The sequence below is a fragment of the Mesorhizobium sp. M0227 genome (genome assembly GCF_040321855.1).
Classification (GTDB): Bacteria; Pseudomonadota; Alphaproteobacteria; order Rhizobiales; family Rhizobiaceae; genus Mesorhizobium.
The window spans coordinates 21,621-36,985 of the sequence record NZ_JAMYSJ010000001.1 but is presented as its reverse complement, the minus strand read 5'-3'; the positions used below and the strand labels follow the sequence as shown (position 1 = coordinate 36,985).

General features: G+C 61.6%; 11 protein-coding genes and 1 tRNA gene. 6 read left to right on the top strand and 6 right to left on the bottom strand.

Annotation, left to right across the window (positions count from 1 at the left end):
• Positions 1 to 46 precede the first annotated feature (46 nt).
• From NKJ00_RS00140 to NKJ00_RS00120, 5 genes are all read left to right on the top strand, one after another.
• The gene (locus NKJ00_RS00140; RefSeq protein WP_023809163.1) at positions 47 to 826 is read left to right on the top strand and encodes a PP2C family protein-serine/threonine phosphatase; all 780 of its coding nucleotides are present in this window, start codon (positions 47 to 49) and stop codon (positions 824 to 826) included.
• Complete coding sequence (locus NKJ00_RS00135; protein WP_023809164.1) at positions 826 to 3,294, top strand: serine/threonine-protein kinase; 2,469 nt, start codon at positions 826 to 828, stop codon at positions 3,292 to 3,294. The genes NKJ00_RS00140 and NKJ00_RS00135 overlap by 1 nt, the downstream gene beginning before the upstream one ends.
• Positions 3,295 to 3,399: 105 nt before the next feature.
• Entirely contained in the window at positions 3,400 to 3,810 is a 411-nt protein-coding gene (locus NKJ00_RS00130; protein ID WP_023809165.1) for a DUF1036 domain-containing protein, read from the top strand.
• On the top strand, positions 3,807 to 6,176 hold the full coding sequence (locus NKJ00_RS00125) for a M23 family metallopeptidase (protein WP_023809166.1): 2,370 nt from the start codon (positions 3,807 to 3,809) through the stop codon (positions 6,174 to 6,176). Before NKJ00_RS00130 ends, NKJ00_RS00125 begins: the two co-directional genes overlap by 4 nt.
• 216 nt (positions 6,177 to 6,392) lie before the next feature.
• Positions 6,393 to 8,006, top strand: coding sequence for a caspase family protein (locus NKJ00_RS00120; RefSeq protein ID WP_023809167.1), 1,614 nt, complete (start codon positions 6,393 to 6,395; stop codon positions 8,004 to 8,006).
• A 37-nt stretch (positions 8,007 to 8,043) separates the two neighbouring features.
• Here NKJ00_RS00120 and NKJ00_RS00115 read toward each other — a convergent pair whose 3' ends face one another.
• Positions 8,044 to 8,580, bottom strand: coding sequence for an OmpA family protein (locus tag NKJ00_RS00115; RefSeq protein ID WP_127321072.1), 537 nt, complete (start codon positions 8,578 to 8,580; stop codon positions 8,044 to 8,046).
• Between the two features lie 161 nt (positions 8,581 to 8,741).
• Between NKJ00_RS00115 and NKJ00_RS00110 the strand changes: the two genes are divergently transcribed.
• Positions 8,742 to 9,371: a DUF6931 family protein gene (locus NKJ00_RS00110; protein ID WP_245273063.1), complete on the top strand. Its 630-nt coding sequence runs from the start codon at positions 8,742 to 8,744 to the stop codon at positions 9,369 to 9,371.
• Here NKJ00_RS00110 and NKJ00_RS00105 read toward each other — a convergent pair.
• The 5 genes from NKJ00_RS00105 to NKJ00_RS00085 form a co-directional block, all read right to left on the bottom strand.
• On the bottom strand, positions 9,353 to 10,597 hold the full coding sequence (locus NKJ00_RS00105) for a caspase family protein (RefSeq protein WP_352440785.1): 1,245 nt from the start codon (positions 10,595 to 10,597) through the stop codon (positions 9,353 to 9,355). The two genes, NKJ00_RS00110 and NKJ00_RS00105, sit on opposite strands and share 19 nt — an antisense overlap.
• Positions 10,598 to 10,604: 7 nt before the next feature.
• Positions 10,605 to 11,711, bottom strand: coding sequence for an OmpA family protein (locus NKJ00_RS00100; RefSeq protein WP_352609935.1), 1,107 nt, complete (start codon positions 11,709 to 11,711; stop codon positions 10,605 to 10,607).
• 186 nt (positions 11,712 to 11,897) lie between these two features.
• Positions 11,898 to 12,197 carry a hypothetical protein gene (locus tag NKJ00_RS00095; RefSeq protein WP_245273064.1) on the bottom strand — a complete coding sequence of 100 codons (300 nt, stop codon included), beginning with the start codon at positions 12,195 to 12,197 and terminating at the stop codon, positions 11,898 to 11,900.
• Between the two features lie 17 nt (positions 12,198 to 12,214).
• A complete protein-coding gene (locus NKJ00_RS00090) occupies positions 12,215 to 14,764 on the bottom strand; it encodes a caspase family protein (protein ID WP_023809172.1) in 2,550 nt (849 codons plus the stop codon).
• 515 nt (positions 14,765 to 15,279) lie between these two features.
• Positions 15,280 to 15,356 (bottom strand) — tRNA-His (locus NKJ00_RS00085).
• Positions 15,357 to 15,365 lie beyond the last annotated feature (9 nt).

Here is a 15,365-nt window from a genome sequence, read left to right as displayed (position 1 = left end):
CAAAGGTGCGCCGCAGAAGGACGCTTGAAAAGCGCTTGGTGGCAATTTGAATACTGTCGCCCTTTCCATCGAAAGCTTCGGCGTGAGCCACAAAGGCTGTGTCCGTGAGCTCAATGAAGACAGCTATCTAGTCGAGCCACAAACTGGCCTCTGGGTGGTAGCCGACGGAATGGGTGGACATGACGCCGGAGAGGTCGCTTCCGCCAGTATCGTCGATCATCTGTCAACAATCGGCATCGCGAGCTCGGCACCCGATCTTCGGGCCCGCTTCGAGGACAGGCTGAGCCGGGCCAATGCCGAAATCCGCAGCATATCGGAATCGCGCGGCATCACCATCGGCTCCACGGTCGCCGCCCTGTTGGCGATGGACGGACGATTTGCCTGCCTGTGGGCGGGCGACAGCCGGGTTTATCTGATCCGCAACGCCGCGATCTCGCAGATTTCGAAAGACCACACCGAAGTGCAGGAACTCTTGGATCGAGGCATGATCAGCGCGGTCGAGGCGCTCACCTGGCCACGCCGCAATGTCATCACACATGCGATCGGGGTCAGTGACGACTTCGTCATCGATTTCCAGCAGGGCGAACTGATGCCGGGAGACATTTTCGTGCTGGCCACCGATGGGCTGACGGCACATGTCACCGACCCCGAGATCGAGGCCGCCGTCGTGTCGGCTACACCTCAGGCGGCCGGAGAAAACCTGCTGGAAACGGTTCTGGCGCGAGGCGGAACGGACAATGTCACCATTGTGCTGGTTAAGATTGGGAACGGGCGCAATGGACAATCGCTCCACCCTGATCTGTCCAGAGCGGAGGGCCGAGGCTGATGAGCGCCGATGACAAGACGCGAATATCGCCGCAAGTGGCCAACACCGCTGTCGGTACGCAGCTCAGCGGCATCTACGAACTTGACGAACGGATCGCATTCGGCGGCATGGGCGAGGTCTATCGCGGCCACAACATCCAGACCGGCGACCATGTCGCGATCAAGATCGTGCTGCCCGAATTTGCCCGTGACCAGACGATCTTGTCCTTGTTCCGCAAGGAGGCCTCGATCCTCAACCACCTGTCGCATGATGCGGTCGTGCGATACCACGTCTTCACCATCGATCCCGGGATCGGCCGTCCCTACCTTGCCATGGAATTCGTCGACGGCGAGTCGCTGTACGACATCATGCGACGTGGTCCGATGCCGACGGATGAGGTGCGCAAGCTCTGCCATCGCCTCGCATCCGGCCTGAGCGCCGTGCATCAAGCGGGAGCAATCCATCGCGACCTCTCGCCGGACAATATCATCCTGCCGGGGGGCCGGGTCGACCGCGCAAAGATCATCGATTTCGGTATAGCGCGATCGGCGACCGTGGGCGGGGAGACACTGATCGGCGGGAAGTTCGCGGGAAAGTACAACTACGTTTCGCCCGAACAGCTCGGGCTGTACAGCGGCGACGTCAGTGAACAGTCCGACATTTACAGCCTTGGGCTGGTGCTGGCTGCCGCTCTGCGCGGGAAACCGATCGACATGAGCGGATCGCAGTTCGAGATCATCGAAAAGCGCCGGGCCGTGCCTGACCTCTCTGATATCGACGACGATTTTCGTGACATTGTCGAAGCCATGCTGCAACCGGATCCGCGAGACCGGCCGGTCAGCATGGCTGATATCGCCAGGATGACGCGTGGCGAAGACGAAGGAACAACGCCGCCGACGTCCATCACACCCCGCAACCGGCCAGCCGGGCAAACCCTTACTCCTGATCCCAAGGGCGGCCAGGCATCCAATGTCGCGGGACGCAACGCGCCGACGGCAACGGGCCCGGGCGAGCAGCGCTTCGTCCCGCATGTCCGGCCCGCGCATTTGTCCGAACCGCTGCCTTCGCCGGTCGCCGGCCCTCCGCGCGCGGTCACTGCGGATATGCCCAAGAAATCCACAAAGACCCCAACTATCGCGATCGCTGCCCTGGCGACACTAGCTGTCGCCTCAGGCGCGGGCCTGTATCTGAGCGGCTTCATGACGCCGGCAACGCCGATTGCCGGCAAGACATCGCTTTCCGCGCCCGAACCGTCAAAGCCTACACCGGAAACTTCGGCGCCGACCCTCACGGACAAAGTCGCGAACGCCCCTGAGCCGGCAAAGCCAGTTCCGCCCGTGCAGCCGGAGGCCAGCGTACCGCCGGCTGAAAACCAGCCAGATGCCTCGGCGGCTCAAAAGCCGCAGCCGGCCAAGCCCGCCGAACTCCCTTCGCAGACCGAGGAATCTGAGAAACCGCCGGCAATGGAAGCGCAACCGCAAACAGAGGCGGGCGTGCCGCCGGCTGGAAGCCAGGCAGATGCCAAGGCAGTGCAAACGCCGGAGCCGGCCAAGCCCACTGTCCCCGCGCAAACCGCGGGCCCCCCGGAGTCATCGGCAACGGACGCGCAGCAGCCATCCGAAAAGACACCGCCGGCCCAGCCAGAGTTTGTGGAGAGCCCAAAGCCCAAACCGGAGCCGCAGATCAGCCAGCCGGCAGAACCCAAGGTTGCCGGGCCGGCGCCCAAACCCACTGCAAGCCAGACGGATGCCGCGAACGCCGAGAGCCAAAAGACTGTGCCACCGGCGGCCAAGCAGCCGGACCAACCTGTCGTCGCGTTGAACGTACCCAAACCGGCCATTCCTCCGGCCGTGGACGACATCGCGCAACGAGTCTCCTGGGTTCGCGACTTCGGCGGCGGCGACTGTTTCTATGCGACCATGAATTCGCCAACCGACACCGCAGCCGCGATCGAAGGATTTGGAACAGCGGTCCAGCCATTCGAACGCATGCTGGGCGATTTCCAGGCGAAATTCCATGTGGAGCCCGACATCAGCGTCCGCCTCATTGAGCCGAGCCAGTGCGAAGTCACCAATTTTCTGCGCTTTCTGGGACAGACCGCGGCCGACAAGCCGCAGCTTGTTCTCGACCGGACGTCGGTGCCGAACGGTACGCCGATCAGCGGCACGCTGGTGACGCGTGGCGGGCTCATTTCCAGCGTGTTGCTGATCGATCACAAGGGCATGGTGTTTAATCTCGACGATCGCATCGTCGCACAGTCGGACAAAGCCACCTTCAGCATCCCGATTGGCCTCGGCGCCGCCGACAAGGCCGCTGGAAAGGCCGTGCCGCAGATCATAATGGTGATCACGGGACCCCAGGATATTGAGGCGGCCGCATTCTCGGCGCCGACGCCAGCCTCGGCGCTGCTACCCAAAATTCTCGAGGAAATCGAGACCAACGGATCTCAGTTCTCAGCCACTGCCAAGTATTTCCGGCTCGGCGGATAGCATGGGCGCCCGATGGAACGCTGCTCGTGTTTGCCCCACTCGTCTGCCGACCTGCCCATAAAGCAGTGTGAACCGGTTCGCGCCCTGCTCGCCTTGGCGGGCCACATGAAGCTTGCGGTCATCGCGGGCGCCGCGCTGCTGGCTGTGCTGTCATCCGGCGAAGCGCGAGCCGAATTCACGGTCTGCAATCAGACACTCGACGTCGTCAATCTCGCAGTCGGCCAGAAGGTCGACAATGCCGATCAGACAGACGGCTGGTGGACCATCGGCGCCAATCAGTGCGTGAATGTCATTCGCGAGGAACTGACCAACCGCTACATCTACATCTACGCAACGGACGTCTTCGGCCACGCGATCCTGACGGGATCGACCGAAATGTGCATCGAGCGAAGGCGTTTCTCGACCCGCGGCATCGACGAATGCTGGCAACGCGGCCATATCGCGGCGCAATTTCTCGAAGTCGATACGCTCGAACAGGCGCGGTGGACGTTCTTCCTGACCGGAAACAGCCCGTGACGCACACTATCGACACGAGCTTCAGGCAGAAGAAGCAGGCGCGCCTTGCGCTTCGCAGACGCAGGCTCTGGCGCCGGCTGCTTGCCGGTCTTGCCGCGATCATCATGCTGTCGATCGCCGTGGGCTTCTACCTCACCGCCGATTATTGGTCGTTCGGCGACGAAGACGAAGAGCTTCACGCGGTCGAAGGGGTGGACGACGTGCCGGCCGATGCATCGGTCTATGTGCCTGCCATTATCGACCTTGCCGGGGACCCGATGTGGATCACCCTTGCCCCCGACGCCGACGCCACGTCGAGGGGCCGTTCGATCGCGAAGCCGGCGGATCTCGATCAGGCCGGGATTTCTCCGCAGATCGAAATCCTGTCGGATGTGATGCTCAGCGCCAGCGAAAAATTCATGACGACGATACCGTCGACGCAGGAAGACTTCGCATTCTTCCAGGCGCAACGGCAGACCGCCCCGCCGCCGTCCAACGATCTGCAGGACGATCTTCAGCCGCCGGCGGGGGATCTGCAGAACGATCTTCAGCCCTCGCCTGCTCCCAACGAGGCTCCGGCTGCTTCGGGGCAGCAGATGGGCACCGACGATCCCGAAGCCGGCTGGGGTGAAACAATCGATGCAGGCGAAGCAGCCCTGCCCGCATTCCAGAAGACACAGATCGAAAACAACACGAGTGTCGCAACCGTCACGAATGAGTATCAGCGGTTCGAGGCGACCGAAGACACGTTCGTGAAAATCCTCAACGACCGCAGCCTGGACAGCGTTGCGCTCGATGCGCATTTCTCCGTCGAGGACGCCAGGCGGGCGGGCGAAGCGCTGAAGGCGCTTTTCAACCGGGAAGGCCTGGAACCGGGTTATGTCGTCGCCATGCGTGGTTTCAGGCCGACGCGCGAGACGACAACAATGTCGCTCATGCAGGTGTCGATCTACGCCAAGAGCGTCTTTGTCGGCACGCTGACGCGCAACGCCGCGGGTGCATTCGTATCGGGTGTCGATCCCTGGGTCCGCGAAGATCTGTTCAACTATTCGGGTGCACCGGAAGAAGGCACGCACAAGCGGCAATATCGCCTGCTCGACGCAATCTATTCGACGGCGGCGCGCAACAAAGTTCCGACCGGCGTGATCGGCGAAGCGATCATGTACCTATCGAGAGGACGGGACCTGGACGCCTTCGCCAGCGAGGACCAGCGCCTTGTCCTGATCTATTCACAAACGCCGCGCGGCAAGGGCGAGACCGACGGACGCGTGCTGTATGTCGGCGTGCAGGGTGCTGAAAAGAGCTTCGAATGCTTCGTCTTCCAGCAGAGCGACGGTCAGTTTGCATGCGTTACCGGCGACGATCAGATCCGCTCGCTGACGGTCATCAACGGCATGGTCACGCCGGTCAACGGGGTCATGACGTCCACCTTCGGTCCACGCAAGCACCCAATTCTGGGCGTGGTTCGCATCCACAAGGGCGTCGATTGGGCGGCTCCGGTGGGTACGCCGATCGCGGCCGCTTTCGACGGCGAGGTCACCTTCCAGGGCGACGGCGGCGGTTATGGCAACCTGGTGAAGATTGCGCATGCCAACGGACGCGAGACGCGCTACGCGCATATGCAGAAATTCGCGATAGCAAGCGGTGTCGGCACAAAGGTGAAGGCCGGCGACATCATTGGCTATATCGGCACCACCGGCCTGTCGACCGGGCCGCATCTGCATTTCGAACTCTATCAGAATGGCGGGGCGATCGACCCGCTGGGCACGGTGACCGCCGCGGTCGCAACGAGCGATCCTGCTGTCGAAACACTGACCGACCGTATCGTTCATGTCGAAAGTGGTGGCAGCGCCCGCGCCAAGAACCCGCTTTCTTCAGCAACCGGTGCCGGCCAATTCATATCGAAGACCTGGATCAGGATGATGAACACCTACCGTCCCGAACTGGCGCGCACACTTTCAAATGCGGATCTCCTTGCTCTGCGCTACGACTACACGATCTCGCGCGAGATGGTGCGCAATCTTGCGCGCGAGGGTGAAGCCTATCTTCGGGCGCGAGGCCACCAGATCACAGCCGGCCGGCTCTATCTCTGCCATTTCCTGGGCATGGAAGGCGCCCATCAGGTATTGTCGGCGTCGAGTTCGGCGCAATTGAGCGCCGTGCTCGGGTCGGCCGTCATTCAGGCCAACCCGTTCCTCACCGGCAAGACCGCCGGCTATGTCGTGGACTGGGCCGAAAGGAAAATGGGCCGAAAGCTCAGCCCCGCGGGGACCGGCGCAGGCCAACCGGTATCGACCACGACGGAAGTGCGCCAGACGTCGCCAGAGTTCGAAGAATACAAGCAAGCCATCACGGCCGTCATAAGCTCGCTTCAGAATACCCTTTGAACCTGCCCTCGCGGTTCATGAGTTCACCGTCAGACCATTGGTGTTCCGGCTGCAAAGTGTTACTATGGACAACTTTTTTCGGGTCCTTTGTGAACCAAGACCGTGGTCAGGATCACATACGCCCAAGAGCCATTTTGGCATAAGCGACATTGTCGCTGACGAAATTGAGCATGCGCAGACATCAACAGTGCGCCCTGCTGGGCGGAGGGCTGGTCCATGAAAGCGTTCATCGTATTTCTGAGCGGATTTCTCCTTTTTATCCTTGCCGCGTTCAGCGCTGAGGCAGCCGCGCCCGACGCCAAGCGCGTCGCACTGGTCATCGGCAACAGCAAGTATGTTCATGCTGTCGCTTTGCCCAACCCCGCCAACGACGCGCACCTCATCGCCTCCACGCTGCGCAATGCCGGCTTCGAGGTGATCGAGGGGATGGATCAGGACAATGCCGGCATGCACAGCCTCATCAGCCGGTTCACAGAGCAGTCTTACGATGCCGACCTCGCCGTCATCTTTTATGCCGGGCACGGCATGCAGGTCGACGGCAAGAATTTCCTGATACCGGTCGACGCCGAGTTGACGTCGCCGGCCTATCTCAAGACCCGCACCATTCAGGTCGAAGACTTCCTGGCGGCGCTGCCGCCTGATCCGGCGGTCGGCGTCATCATACTCGATGCCTGCCGCGACAATCCACTCGCCAGGACGTTGGCCGCCTCGCTGCCGAAGTCGCGTTCGTTGGGGTCCGGTCTGGCACCGATCGAAGCAAGATCGGACGGCGTAGGCACGGGCGGCATCCTGATCGCCTATGCAACGGATCCGGGCGCCATCGCTTTCGACGGCAACGGCGTCAACAGCCCTTACTCCACGGCGCTCGCCAGGCACCTGACCGAACCCGGCATTGAGATCCAGAGCGCGCTGACGCGCGTGCGCGGCGAAGTGACCGAGACGACGCAAGGTCGCCAGAGGCCTTGGCACAACGCGTCGCTGGGGCGCGAGGTCTTCATTGGAAAACCCGTTGTCGTGGCGGCGCCTGAAGCACAGCCTGCCAATGCCGGGGCGGCAACCGCCCCCACGCTGGTGGTTGGTGACCCGCCTTCCTGGGAAGTCGAGCAGCGGCTCTGGGATGAAGCCTCCAAGCGCAACTCGGTGCCGTTCTACGAGGCCTATCTCGAGCAGTTCCCAAACGGCCGCTTCGCCACGGTGGCGCGGCTGAACATCGACGAATTGAACGACCCGGAAGCCCAGAACCGGCAGGTCGCGGCACTCGATACGGACCAGGCGAACGCCAGTTCCGGCTCCGCAGTGCGCACCTCGGTCGGCGTCCCCGACGAGGTGAAGCAAACACCGGGCACCGAGTTGACGGAAAATGCCATTGGCCTCGACCGCCAGGGTCGCATCGACTTGCAATTGCGCATCGAAGCGTTGGGCAACGAGCTTGGCCGCGTCGACGGAAACATAGGCCCACAGACCCGCCAGGCGATCGGTATCTGGCAGGTGGAGAACGGCCTGCCGCAGACCAGCTATCTGACACGCGAGCAACTTGCATTCCTCGTGATCCAGACTGATCCGATGATGGAAACCGTGCGCGCCAGATATGCTGCCGATCAGGCCCGTGCGACGCAGCCGAAAAAACAGGTGGTAAAGAAGGTCCGCACGCAGAGACCGGTGGCACAGAAACCCCGCAAACAACAGCAGGTCGTTCAGAAGCGGCGCAACCGGGACACAGTGGTGCGGCAGGATGATGATCTTCCGCCGCCCCGGGATAACAACGACTTCCTCACCAAGGCGCTGATCTTCGGCACCGGTGTGGCTGTGGGCGGCGTGCTCAAGAACTGACCGCCGGCGTTCCTGGAACAGTGGCACGCGGTAGGTGCTATTGCGTCTTTATCCGCATTTCCACGCGGCGGTTAGCCGGATCGTACGGGTTGGGGCTGCGCGGATTCTTTTCGCCCATGCCGATCGGGTTGATGCGGGCGGCCTCGACACCATTGGCCGTCAGGAAGGCTGCCACCGATTGCGCTCGCCGTTGCGACAGGCCCTCGTTGTAGTGGACCGTGCCGGTGGCATCGGTGTAGCCTTCGACAACGAAGTTGAATGTGCTCAGCCGCCTGTCCTTCAGGGCCTTGGCGAACTCGTCGAGTTCACTGCGCGCTGTCGCGTCGAGTTCGGCCGAATCCAACCCGAAATTGATCAGCATATCGAGGCTGGATTTTTCGGCCGGCGCGTCTTTTGCCTTGGTCTTGCTCTTGCACTCTTCCTCGGTTCCTACACAAATTCCTCGCGACTTGCCGAGGTCGGCGGCGCCGGCAAAAAACTTCACGATGTCTTCTGATTTCTGAACAGGGTCGGCGGAAGCGTGAGTCGAGAAAAACACGACTGCCAACACCAAGGCTGAACTGCCCCACTGCATAGCGGTTACTCCTGTTTGAGCATCCGATTTCGATGGTGGTGATCATACCAAATTCCGGGGCAATTGTCTGTCGATAAACGCCAGGGGATGCGGCGGTGCCGGCAGTTGTTGCAGCGTCACCGGTTGAGACTTGACCCGCGCCGCGCCTGGGGCTTGAGTGGTTGGAGCTTCTCGATGAAGGCGTGGCGGTCATGGCCAATGAGCTCCGATTCAAAACGGCACAGGATCTCTTCATGGCTTGTCCCGCTATTGCCCGGGACATGAGAGCCCTTCCAACCGAACAGCAATCGATCGAGTTTTGCCGCGACCTGCTCGCCGGGCGCGTTCCCGAAGAGGCGATCACGTTCTGTGCCTACCTGCTTCCCGACCGGGCTGCGGTCTGGTGGGCGCATGAATGCCTGAGCCATCTGAGCGAGTTGCTCGATGGAACTGATCACGAGTTGCTCGCCTATGTTCGCGACTGGGTCGGTGAACCGGACAGCCATCGCCCCGCGGTGAGCCAGGCAGAGGCAACGCCGCCAACAACGCCGGGAGCCTGGATTGCCCGGGCGGCGGGATGGCGTGACAATGGTTCCTTTATTGTCGGATCTGTTGTCGGCGCAGAAGCACCATCGGCCTTGCAGCCGTTTCCTGCCGCCCATGCAATCAATGCGGGTGTTCTGGCCGGGCTGGCGCGTGTCGCACTGGTGGACCGCTTTGCCGTTCTTTCCGCGTTTGTCGAAATGGGCATCCAGATGGCCGAGATCGAGGCCCTGCGCCAATCGGCGGATGCTTACTTGCAGCCACCTTGAGCCCATTTGGCAAGCGCCACCTTGAAGCGCGTTCCAAGTGGATGTTGCAGGCGCAAAACAGAAGCATCGTTGGTGGCGAAATTTTTCGCCTGTTCGCATAGCCGTGCCTCGTCCCATTCATGGCAGCCGTCGCAATGTTTGTCCTCCCATACCGACTTGTCCAATCCCTCCACCGGGCTGAACAGGGGTTTGCCCTTGATCAGCTGGGCGATGCTCTTGCCATCGATTGCCGGATCACCGAAATCGATCGGATGGTCGAAAAAGATCGGATCGTCCGAAGCCAGCCTGGGGATCTTCTGACGCAGCACATCGAGCGCAAGCTGGTCGTCACTTTGGCCTGATGCGCCTGCAGCGCCGGTGTTGCTTGCGTCGGAGCCGCCTTCGGTTGGAGGTGCGCTCGCCTCGCCCACGATCAACGGCGCATTGAGATCGACCTTGTGCAGAACGACATCCGTTTTCAGCGAAACGTTGATCCAGGGACGCTGCTTGCCGGAGGTTGCCTTGAAGACGTCGCTGGTGACCCTGTTCATGGCGTCGGTGATGGAGACGTTGGATTCGCCGATACGCTTGAGGAGCGCCGAGGTGAAAGGCGAATGTTCGCCCGACCCGTCATAGGCAAGTTGATTGGGACTGGCGGCGAAAGCGACGAGCGTGCCGGTGCCACCATTCTCTACCGGGATCTCGGCAAGGCCGCTGCTGGCGCCGTTGACGCCCGCGGTCTTGGCCAGCACCTCGGCGAGGGGATTGTCGCGGCAAGCGTCGAGAAACACCAGACTGATGCTGGTCTCTCGCGACATCTGGCGCAAAACGAAATCAACCGACACGGCTTCGAAGTCGACGGAGGTTTCATCTTCCAGCGCAGCGTCGACTGGAAGCAGATAGTTCTTGCCCGAAACCTGCAGGCCGTGGCCGGCATAGAAAAACAGCGCGATGTCGGCACCGCGCACCTGTTTCGCGAACTGCACGATCGTCGCCTGTGTCTGCAGCTTGGTCAGGTCGAAGCCGGAAACGACCTCAAAATCGAGTTTCTTCAAGCGTTCGGCCATGGCCTGGGCGTCGCGCACCGGATTGGCGAGCGGCGCCGCGTGCTGGTACTGGGAATTGCCCAGAACCAGCGCGATGCGGCGCTCGGCACTGGCGGCTGTTACAGTCAAAAGCAAGGCAAGCGCGGCAAGCCCGGCGGCACGAAAGAGGCCACCGCAACAGGCGATCAGATCGGACCTCACCGGAACCTCAGTTCACGGGCTTGGTGGCGGAAAACTCGATCCGCCGATTGAGCGCCTTGTTCTTCGGCGTATCGTTGGCGGCAACCGGCCGCTCCTCGCCATAGCCGGCGGCGCTGACCTGATTGCGCGGAATACCCTCGGCAATCAAGGCGTCGGCAACCGCGTGGGCGCGCCGCTCCGACAACTGCTTGTTTGCGTCCGGCGATCCATCGGAATCGGTATAGCCGGAGATCTCGACCTTCAGGCTTGGGCATTTGCCAACGACACCTTCGACCTCCGTCAGCAATGGGCGGCTTTTCGCATCGAGCCGCGTGCTGGCCGGCCGGAAGTAGATGGCGCCGGTGCGTGAGAGCACGGCAAACCTGTTCAAGCATTCCTCATCGCTGAAGTTCGCCTTGGCGGCGTCGGTGGCAACGGGACCTACATCGGTCGAACTCGCCGCGGCGGTCTGGGTTGCAGCGGGCTTGCTGCCGTCGGCGGTGAAGACGAAATCGAACGACACCGACGCGGTGGGCACGATGTTGGTGACGTTGGCCGCCTGCTGGAGTTTGTCCACGTTCGGCAGCAAGCCGAAATCCTCCACGTGAACCGCGACGGGAGCTTCCGAAGCAACGGAGACCATGTCGTCACTGATCATGGTGACGACGATGCTGGCCTCGAGGTCCTTGTCGACGCCGTGCAGATTGAGACGGAAAGGCAGCGTCGACTTCACCCTGCGTTTTGTCGCGAGATCGGCGAATGCGGCGGGATCCACATTGGCCGTCAGCTCGGCCGTCGGGTATTTGAATGTCTCGAAAAACAGGAAGCGCATGCGGACATTGCGCAGGTCGACGCCGGTATCGACCGAATTGAGGTCGAAGGTGACCTTGGCATCACCCGCCGAGCTGAGCGTGCCGGTGATGTTCCTGATCTTGTTTGTCTCGACGATCGTGTTTTTCTTCACCGACTGGTAGGTGATCACCGAAGCCGTGGGATCAAGCGTCCAGTTCGGCGCTGCGTTGGCGGCTTGCGATGCGAGTAGCAGCAAGCCGGAAAGCGCGACGATCAGGCCAAGACCTCGTGTGGCGGGGCCTTTCAGCCTCGTCTTCCACCAGAATGCGACGACTTCGAACATGGAACGCCCCCTGACCAGGACCACCGTATCGACACGACACCTGGCGAGAGCATAGAGCACTTGCGGCTGGTTGGCGAGCAGTTGCAGCCGGTCTTCCGGTCAAGGTCCGGGGGCAGAGTTGGCGTGTCAAATGGTGGCAGGCGGCCTCGGCGAGCGGTGCCGCGAAACCCTGACCTGCTGTTAGCATTATCCCCAGCCGCCGCCTCCGCCACCAGTGCCACCGGTGCCGCCATTGCCGCCGCCCAAAGGTGGAACGACGACAGGTGCGGTTTCCTCAGTCGGTTCGACGAGTTTCTTGGCGATAGCCTTCTTCTGCCTGGTGATCTTTGGCGTGGTCGTCGTGCGAATGAGCTTCGGCCTGTGCTTTGTCGTCGTCACCGTCGGTTCGGCCTTGGGCGCGGGCGCAACGGACATGCAGCCCGCTACTGCCACCAGAGCGCCGGATAGAACTGTGGCGATCAATGCCTGCTTCACTGCCCTGCCCACGATTGCCTCCTCACTGATCAAAACAAGTCCCGACGCGGATTGGCTTGCTCCCAGACCGCTCTGGCCGCATTGACCAGTTGGTCGTCAAGCGAGCCCTTCGCCGGGATCTTCGACTTGAGTTCGCCACGCAATTGCTTGAGCGCGGCCGTTTTCGTCTTCACTTCGAATTTCGTCAGCGTCGTCTGGGCACCCGGCAATTCCTTGCGAAGATCAAGCGCGACCGCAAAGGCCAGATAGCGCACCGCTATCGTCTGGTCGGCATTGGCGCCCTTCTGCATTTCGAGCGCTGCGCGATCATATGCGCCGGACTGATCGCCGCGTGCCGTGGCCAACTCGAACAGTCTTTGCGCTTCGTCGAGGTTTTGCTCGACACCAACGCCATCCCGGTACATGCGCGCAAGGCTGGCCGGAGCGTAGGGCTGGCCCAGATCCATAGCCTTCTGGAATAGCCCCTGCGCCTGCTTGGGGTCCTTTTCGACACCCACGCCGGCCAGGTAGTTACGGCCGAGAAGGTTCATAGAATACATGTCCTGTCGCTGGACGCCGGCCTCCAGGAAGGCAACTGCACGGGCCGGGTCGGCGGTCACGCCGTTGCGGCCTTCCGTGAAGATCGCGGCGAGATCGTTCATGGCATAGGTGTGCCCCATCGCGGCCGCCTTGAGCAGCAGGTCCAGACCTTTGGCGGTATCAGGCTTGACGCCATAGCCATTGAACAAGGCGCGGCCCCACGACGTCATGCCGTAGGGATCGCCCTTGTCGGATGCCGCGGCGTAAAGCGCGTTGGCCTGCGTGCGGTCGATGACCAGACCGGTTCCCGTCGCATACATGTAGCCGAGTTCGAACACAGCACGCACATGTCCCTTCTTGGCGGCCTCCTCGATGGCTGTCTTCGCTTCCTCGACCTTGCCAGTTGCGAGCAGCGCGCGCCCCAGTTCGTAGCGGAAGCGTGGGACATCGGGATAAGCCTTCACAGCGGCTTCGCAAACCTCCACGGCGCCGGCGCCGATTTCGTTCGGCAGCAGGCCGGGAACGACGCCTTGCAGGTCCAGAGGCTCGCCGGCGGCGGAGTCGCACGGATCGACGGTTGGCGACAGTTTCATCGTGGCGGGCTTGGACGAACTGCTGTCCGCACGGATTTCGAAGCCGACCTCGACCGGCGCGGCTACGCCGATCTGAGGTTCGTAGCGCAGGCGGTCGACTTCAGCGGCCATCAGGCTGGACTGAGGTGACAGGGTTCTGTCGGGGAGCGAAAGGGTTCCTGTCGCGGGATATGCCGAAACTTTGAGACTGACCGCGGGATCGTCGGTCGGGAAATCCAGGTTAAGCGCAACCGGGCCCACGCCAACGGGAACATCAATGTCACGGTTTTCGATCGCCTCGGCGGCACCTGTGATATGAATGCCGCGCTCCACCACCTGTTGCTTTTGCTCGGCCGCGAGCGAGGCCATGACCTGTTCGCCATGGGCGCCTTCGCCGCTTTTGACCCGGAACACCAGGATGCCCTGGCTTTGACCGCCCCAATTGTCATGCGTGGCGTAGGCCAGCATATCCACCTCGTCCTGCGCGTCGACCCCCTTGGGCACATCCATCTGCAAACGCGGCAGGTCCTTGCCCTGGATCGGTTCGCCAACCTCGACAGGTTCGCCGTCCAGCATGAGGCGGCCGAGAGCAGGTGGTCTCTCGATGCTCACGGTGATCGTTCCGCCGTCGACATCGACCGGTTCCGGCAGGCCGAGATCGACTGGGCCCACTCCCGACAACACGATTTTCTCCAGCACCGGCGGCAGCGAGGGGCGGTTGCTGCGGCGCATCAGCACCACTTCGTCGATCAGCGACGAGTTCTCCCAGGGAACCTGCAGGCCTTTTGTTGCCTCCACCACATCCCGGCGCACCGCCGCCATGACCGTGCGGATCTCCTGGTTCGGGGCCAGCGCGCGACGGGAAAACGCCGCCGAAAACGGACTGAGGTCGCCGCTGCCGTCATAGGCCGCCGCCCCAGGCTCGGTGGCAAAGGCAATGAGCGTGTTCAGCGAGCTTCTGACCTGCGCGAGCCCGGCGTTGCCGGAGGTGATAAGCTGGTCTCTCAGCCAGTAATTCTTGCGCGGGAACGGATTGTTGCGGCAGGCATCGAGGACGATCACCTGGATCTTCGATTTCGAACGCATCTGTTCCAGGACATCGTTGAGCTTGATGGCCTGGACCTCGATGTCCGCCGCCTGCTTCAACGAGGCATCGACGGGAATCAGGAAGTTTTCGCCGCCGATCTGGAAACCGTGACCGGAATAGTAGACGACGGCGAGGTCGGCGCCATCGATCGCGGCAAGATAATTGCGGAACTGCTCTTCGAACTGCAGCTTGGTGAGATTGCTTGCAACGAAAACTTCGAACCCTGCCAGTCGAAACGTCTTGGAGACGTCCTCGGCATCCTTGACCGGGTTCTTCAGCGCCGGGAATTGCCGGTAGTCGGAATTGCCGATCACCAGGGCGACCCGTCGATCGGCCGACGCATCGAAGGTCGTAAGGGCCGCTACGAAGAAGACCGCGATGAATCCGCAAAGTCGGAGCATGGCCTGTTTCCACCGTCGCTACCTGATGACCACAAGCCCCCAAGGTTGCGGTATCAAGGCTGTTAAAGAGCTCACAATCAGCCGAGACAGGAACAGAAAACAAAAAACCGTCGCGACAGCAGGCACTTTCCCATCCGATCAGGATCTAAATTACCTCAGAGCCGAGCCATCCGCAATGAGTGTAAAACGGCGCCGGCATGGCTGTCTGGATCCGACGCACCCGCCAAGTCCCAATCCAACGACGGGTGCGCCTGATGCCATCCATCGGCTCCCACGGTGGACGGGAAGCGGTCCACCGAAGCCTTTCCGGTTCGATTTTCTTCGCCAAGAATCCTGCGGTTTCCGACAATGATCATCGCGTGTCGCAAAAAAGCTTTTTGGTATCAATCACTTCGCGTCGCTTCCGAGCGCACCCAGTTCCTATTTGTGATACACATTGTGAGACCTACTGTGATACAAATTATGTCCCAAAGGTAAACTTTTACAATAAATTCAATTACTTACTGGAAAACCGATGGTACCGTTGGCTGGGATCGAACCAGCGACCTCCGGATCCACAATCCGGCGCTCTAACCATCTGAGCTACAACGGCACGTTGCCC